General features: G+C 72.6%; 6 protein-coding genes. All 6 read right to left on the reverse strand.

What is annotated here, in order from left to right:
- Positions 1 to 80 precede the first annotated feature (80 nt).
- Entirely contained in the window at positions 81 to 965 is an 885-nt protein-coding gene (locus H5J29_RS19545; RefSeq protein WP_181782495.1) for a LytR/AlgR family response regulator transcription factor, read from the reverse strand.
- A 188-nt stretch (positions 966 to 1,153) separates the two neighbouring features.
- On the reverse strand, positions 1,154 to 2,056 hold the full coding sequence (locus H5J29_RS19550; RefSeq protein WP_181782498.1) for a S49 family peptidase: 903 nt from the start codon (positions 2,054 to 2,056) through the stop codon (positions 1,154 to 1,156).
- Positions 2,057 to 2,421: 365 nt separating this feature from the next.
- Positions 2,422 to 3,627 carry a sensor histidine kinase gene (locus tag H5J29_RS19555; protein ID WP_181782499.1) on the reverse strand — a complete coding sequence of 402 codons (1,206 nt, stop codon included), beginning with the start codon at positions 3,625 to 3,627 and terminating at the stop codon, positions 2,422 to 2,424.
- Between the two features lie 5 nt (positions 3,628 to 3,632).
- Positions 3,633 to 4,514 carry an Fpg/Nei family DNA glycosylase gene (locus H5J29_RS19560; protein WP_181782496.1) on the reverse strand — a complete coding sequence of 294 codons (882 nt, stop codon included), beginning with the start codon at positions 4,512 to 4,514 and terminating at the stop codon, positions 3,633 to 3,635.
- Positions 4,514 to 5,020 (reverse strand): hypothetical protein, encoded by a 507-nt coding sequence (locus tag H5J29_RS19565; protein WP_246394066.1) that lies wholly within the window; start codon positions 5,018 to 5,020, stop codon positions 4,514 to 4,516. Before H5J29_RS19565 ends, H5J29_RS19560 begins: the two co-directional genes overlap by 1 nt.
- A gap of 33 nt (positions 5,021 to 5,053) precedes the next feature.
- On the reverse strand, positions 5,054 to 5,356 hold a 303-nt coding region (locus tag H5J29_RS19570; protein ID WP_181782497.1), incomplete at its 5' end, for a cupin domain-containing protein.

A 5,356-nucleotide genomic window follows, 5' to 3' on the forward strand; every position in this document is an offset into this window, starting at 1 on the left:
GGTTCGCGGAGGGTGGGGAGCCGTCGTCGAGCGAGGTGCTCACCACGCCACCCGGACCCCGTGGGCCGGGCGACGCTGGGTCACCTCTGGCTCCACGCCTGCTTCGTCGCACGGACGAGGCGGTCCTTCAGCTCGCGGGTGTGCCGCCGGGAGACCGGCAGCTCGGCGGTGTCCGGTCCGGAACCGACCCGCACGACGTACCCCGATCCGGACAGCCGCAGCTCGGTGACCAGCGGCAACGCCACCAGGAACGAGCGGTGGATGCGCACGAAACCGGCGTCTCGCCAGCGGTCCTCGAGCACCGACAGCGGGATCCGAACGAGGTGGCTGCCGTCCGTGGTGTGCAGCCGGGCGTAGTCGCCCTGGGCCTCCACGTACCGCACCGCCGACCGCGGGACCAGCTTGGTGGTGCCCGCCAGCTCGACCGGGATGACCTCGTCCTCGTCCCGCTCCTGGGGTGCGGCCTCGGCCGGGGCCGCGGTGGTGCGGTTGGAGATGATCCGGTCCAGCGCCGCGGCCAACCGCTCCTCGCGCAGCGGCTTGAGCAGGTAGTCCTTCGCGCCGACCTCGTAGGCGTCGACCGCGCGGTCGTCGTGCGCGGTGACGAACACGACCTCCGGCGGCTGCAGCATGGAGGAGAACACCCGGGCGAGCTCCAGGCCGTCGAGCCCGGGCATCCGGATGTCGAGGAACACCACGTCGATGTCCGTGCGGTCCGCCAGGCGGGCCGGTGACGCCGGTGGCAGCGGCTGGCCCGCGGCGCGCGCCGCGCTCATCGTGGCGTGCGTGTGCTCGCGGGTGCTCCGCGCGCTCAGCTGCCGCAACGCCTCGGTGGCGTCCGAGGCCTTGAGGACCTCCGCCACTCGCGGGTCCTCGTTCAGCAGGAACGCCAGTTCTTCGAGAGCCGGCTGCTCGTCGTCCACAGCCAGGACGACCAGACCTCCGGAGCTGTCGGTGCTGTCCACGATCTCCTCATCCTGCGTGCCCGGTGCGCGGACCGGACACGTCGCTCGGCAACGCCATCCGGTCTGCCGACCATGGTGACGGTGATCGGTGCCGGATGCCAGGGCATCTCACCAATCTGCGACCGATCGGCTACACCTCGAACGGGTGACGCACATCCCTGTGCCGGGTTCGCCCACCACCGGCGACGCTACAGACCGTAGCGCGCCCAGCTCGCTCTGATGTCGGCCGCCTGGGCGACACCCAGTACGACGTCAGCCGCACTGACCTGCATCCCTCCAGCCGTACCGAGCAGCGAGGCCGCCGCGGGCGCTCCCAGTCCGAGCCGGGCGAGCAGCGGCTTGCGTCCCTCGACCGGGGCGAGCTTCGCGTCGGGGAAACGCTCGGTGAGGATCCCCCGCGGCGTACCCAGCCCGTCGACCAGGCCGAGGCCGAGCGCCTTCGCCCCCGTCCACACCTCGCCGGTGAACAGGTCCGCGTCCTTCGCCAGCTTGTCCCCGCGGCGCGAGGTCACCCACTCCACGAACATCTCGTGCAGCTCGTCCTGGACCCCGCGCAGCCACGCGACGTCCTCCTCCTTCTCCGGGAGGAACGGGTCCAGCCGGGCCTTGGACGTGCCCGCCGTGTGCAGCCTGCGCTCGATCCCCCACCGTTGGATCAGGCCCTCCAGCCCGAACCCGGAGCTGACGACGCCGATCGAGCCCACCGTCGACGTCGGGTGCGCGTAGATCTCGTCCGCCGCGCAGGCCAGCCAGTACCCCCCGGAGGCCGCGACGTCCTCGCAGAAGGCCAGCACCGGCAGGTCGTGCTCCTCGGCCAGGCCCCGGATCCGGTCCCCGACCAGCGCGGACTGCGTGGGTGAGCCGCCCGGCGAGTTCACCAGCAGCGCCACGGCGACCGCGTGCTCGGTGGTGAACGCCCGCTCCAGGACCTTCTCCGTGGACGTCGAGTTGATCACCGAGCGGGGCACCGGCCCGCCCATCTGCGGCGTGATCACCCCGTGCAGCCGCACCATCGGCACGACGGGCTGGTCGGCCTTCTCCCCGCCGAGGCGGCCGGGCAGGCGGGAGCTCAGACGATCAGGGATACGCAGGGCGTCCATGCGGCCACAGTATGCCGTCCGGCCCCCCACCCGCCGCGCCCGACGACGAGCCCCCGTTTCGCCGCGACGCCCTCGCGGCACACCCTGCCCCGGCGCCGCCCGACCCGCGCCGGCCCAGCCCAGCCCAGCTGGGTCGGACTCGGCGATCGTGGGAGCCTGAGCCCCGGCGCCCTGACGGACCGACCGCCGTCCGAGTAACAGCCGATCCGATCAACGGCCTGCCTGCCCAACAGCCGCCCCACGCAACAGCTCGAATCCGACCAACTGCCTTCACCACGGGGCGGCGGCCGAACCAGGTGGGAAGGGCTGGTCGGGCGAGCTGGGCGGGGTGAGCAGCCGGGGCGGCCGGGCGGTGCTCAGGCGCGGATGCCCGCCCGGAACTTCGGTACTCGCAAGGTGATCTTCATTCCCGCCCCGACGGCGGTGTCCACGACCAGGCCGAAGTCGTCTCCGAAGGCGGAGCGCATCCGGTCGTCCACGTTGCCGAGGCCGACGTGCGCACCGGACAGGTGGGCATCGTCGAGGTCCTCGGTGAGCCGGGCGGGGTCCATGCCCACCCCGTCGTCCTCCACGATGATCACGCACTCGGCGCCTGCGTTCTCCGCGGTGATCGTGATCGTCCCGCCGTTGGGCTTGCTGGCCAACCCGTGCCGCACCGCGTTCTCCACCAGCGGCTGCAACGCCAGGAACGGCAGCACCACGTTCAGCACCTCGGGCGCGATCTGCAGCTTGATGTTGAGCCGGTTGCCGAAGCGGGCCTTCTCCAGCGCGATGTAGCGCTCGATGTTGGTGAGCTCGTCGGACAGCGTCGTGTACTCGCCCGCCGTGCGGAACGAGTAGCGGGTGAAGTCCGCGAACTCGATCAGCAGGTCACGGGCCCGGACCGGGTCCGTGCGGATGAAGGAGGCGATCGTGGTGAGGGCGTTGTAGACGAAGTGCGGGGAGATCTGCGCCCGCAGCGCCCGGACCTCGGCGCGGTTGAGCCGGGCCCGCGACTCGTCGAGCTCCGCGAGCTCCAGCTGGGACGACACGTACCGCGCGACCTCGGCGGTGGCCCGCAGCAGCACCGGACCCGCGGTCGCGTTGGTGAGCGCGGCGAGCGTGCCGATGATCGTGCCGTCGCTCTCCAGGGGCACGGCCACGATCCCGCGGATGTCGCAGTTCGGGTAGTTGCAGGCGATCGCGCCGTGCGAGAGCACCTGCTGACGGCCGGTCGTGATCACCTGGTCGGCCAGGGCCACGACGTCGGGCTTGTGCTGGTCCGCCTCGCCGTCCCAGGCCAGGACCTCGCCGCGGGCGTCGGTCATGGTGAGGGCGGAGGTGTCCAGCAGCGTGCGCAGGTAGGGCAGCGCGTAGTTGGCCGAGTTGGGGTTCAGCCCGTCCCGCAGCGCGGGGGCCGCCAGCGCGACCGTGTGCAGCGTGGAGAAGGTGGCCCGCTCGAGCGGGCTGGCGAACGTGTGGCGCCGCGCCCGGCGCACCAGCAGCACCACGATCACGGCGACCAGCGCGACGATCACAGCCGCCAGGACCAGCACCAACGGCGACGAGAGCACCTCGGCCACCGCGCTCACCTCACCAGCCTGGACAGCCGCCGGTCGGCGAGGGGCTTGCCGCCGGTCTGGCAGGTCGGACAGTACTGGAACGACCGATCGGCGAACGACACCTCCCGCACGGTGTCCCCACAGACCGGGCACGGCAGCCCGGTGCGCGCGTGCACCCGCAGCCCGGAGCGCTTCTCGCCCTTCAGCGACGCCGCACCCTGCCCCACGGACCGCTCGACCGCATCGGAGAGCACCGACCGGAGAGCCGCGTACAGCGCGTCCACCTTCTCCGACGAGAGCCGCCCGGACACCGCGTACGGCGACAGCCGGGCGGTGTGCAGGATCTCGTCCGAGTAGGCGTTGCCGATCCCGGCCAGCGTCTTCTGGTCCACGACCAGGTTCTTGATCCGCTCGGAGCGCCCGGCGAGGATCTCGCCGAACGAGGCACGGTCGACGTCCATCGCGTCGGGCCCCAGCCGCGCGATGCCCGGCACCTCCTGCGGGTCGGCCACCAGGTAGACGGCCAGCCGCTTCTGCGTGCCCGCCTCGGTGAGGTCGAACCCGGGTCCGCCCACGGCGTCGAGATGGACCCGGAGCGCGAGCGGGCCGCGGCCGGTGGGTTTCGGCGGGGCGCTCGACGCCTGCTCGTGCCAGCGCAGCCACCCGGCCCGCGAGAGGTGGGTGATCAGGTGGAACGGGCCCGCGTCGGGACGGTCCTCGAAGTCCACGGACAGGAACTTCCCGAACCGCGACGCGCCGGTGACCACCCGCCCGACCAGCGCGGACACCGGCGGGTCGAAGGTCTTGAGCACGCTCATGCTGGCCACGTCCACCCGCGCGACCGGGCGGTAGAGCGCATGGTCGCGCAGGTGCTGGGCGAGGGCCTCGACCTCGGGCAGCTCGGGCATCAGCTCTGGGGTTGCAGGGGGCTGTCGGCGTGCCCGGGGGTGCCGCGTTGGCGCAACGAGAGGACCACCACGCGCATCTCCTCCTGGGCCCGGCCGATCCCGCGGATGTTGCCCACCCAGCGCTCCTGCCCGGCGTCGGGCCCGTAGTGCCCGTCCGTCTCCGCCACGATCGTCCACGGCCTGCGCAGGTACCAGCGGACCGGGAAGAACCCCACGATGACCAGCGCGAGGAACCAGTAGCCCAGTGGGACGTGCACCCGCGACTGCGCGAGCACGGGCCAGGCGACGATGAACACGCCGAAGACGATCAGCGCGCAGATCACCATGACGACCGCGCCGCGGCCACCGTCGACGTCGTGCTCGAACTCGTCTCCCACCGCGGGGGGCGACCAGTCGATCTGTCGGGAGACCTCCCAGGTCCGCCCGTCGCCCGCGGTGACGGTCTTGCGCACCATGTCCGCGCCGCTCTCCCCTCCCGCCGCCCTGCGCAGCGAGGTCACCACCATCCCACACGGCACCGACGATTCGCGCCGGTTCACTCAGCAGGCGGGGGGCACCGGCGCGGTGGCGGGCGGGCCGGGGGTCAGCAGCGTCGTCACCACGAGGCGGGCAGGCTCGGGACCGGTGTTGACGACGACGTGGGGCACGCCCTCGCCGACCACCACCGTGCGGCCCGCGGGGACCGGCCGCGGGGCGCAGGCGCCGAACTCCTGCACGGTGACCTCACCGGCCTCGACCAGGGTGATCTCGGTGCCCGGGTGGGTCTCCCAGCCCAGTGCCGCACCGGGCGCCAGGACCTGGGTGCGGACCTCGTAGGCGGTCTCGGCGGGGGTGCGCAGGCG

The sequence above is a fragment of the Pseudonocardia pini genome, from assembly GCF_013870575.1.
GTDB lineage: Bacteria > Actinomycetota > Actinomycetes > Mycobacteriales > Pseudonocardiaceae > Pseudonocardia > Pseudonocardia pini.